This window comes from Bradyrhizobium sp. 132, assembly GCF_023074185.1.
GTDB lineage: Bacteria > Pseudomonadota > Alphaproteobacteria > Rhizobiales > Xanthobacteraceae > Bradyrhizobium.
In genome coordinates this window covers 1-754 of the sequence record NZ_JADPKY010000065.1, presented here as the reverse complement: position 1 = coordinate 754, position 754 = coordinate 1, and the positions used below count along the sequence as shown (strand labels likewise).

At 60.7% G+C, this 754-nt stretch carries 1 protein-coding gene; it reads left to right on the top strand.

Going from position 1 to position 754, the window contains the following annotated elements; translation table 11 throughout:
- Positions 1-28 precede the first annotated feature (28 nt).
- A protein-coding gene (locus IVA74_RS10725) for an IS5 family transposase (protein WP_247342634.1) occupies positions 29-741 on the top strand; the annotation gives its coding sequence in 2 pieces (ribosomal slippage) (positions 29-320 and positions 320-741; 714 coding nt in all).
- The last annotated feature ends 13 nt before the right edge of the window (positions 742-754 follow it).

The following is a 754-nucleotide window of genomic DNA, read 5'->3' as shown; positions in this document are numbered from 1 at the left end:
CGTTTTGACTGACGCCCAATGGGCGAAGATGGAGCCGCATTGTCTTGGCAAGCCGGGAGATCCGGGCCGCAGCGGCAAGGACAACCGACTGTTTGTCGAGGCCGTTCTGTGGATCGCCCGAACCGGCAGTCCCTGGCGGGATCTGCCGGCGATGTTCGGCCACTGGAATAGCACATTCACGCGCTTTCGCGACTGGGTGAAGGCGGATGTCTGGAAGCGGCTGTTCGAGGCCATCTCCGACGATCCCGACATGGAATACGCCATGGTCGACGCCACCATCGTCAAGGTCCACCGCCACGGTCAGGGCGCAAAAGGGGGACGCAAAGCCAGGCGATCGGCCGCTCGAAAGGCGGCATGACCACCAAAATTCTGGCGCTCACCGATGCGCTCGGCAATCTCGTGCGCTTCGTGCTCCTGCCGGGACAGCGTTTCGATACGGTGGGCGTGCCGCCGCTCATCGAGGGATTGGCCTTCAACGCGCTGATCGCTGATAAGGCCTTCGATAGCAACGCCATCATCGCCGAACTCGAAGCGCGTGGCGCCAAAGTCGTCATCTCCCAGCATCCGCGCCGTGCACAGCCTCTCGCCATCGACAAGGAGATGTACAAATGGCGGCATCTCATCGAGAACTTCTTCGGCAAGCTCAAGGAATTCAAGCGCATCGCAATGCGCGCCGACAAGACCGACCAGAGCTTCACTTCAATGATCTATCTGGCCGCGGCCGCGATAAACTCCAGATGAATCCCAACAGACC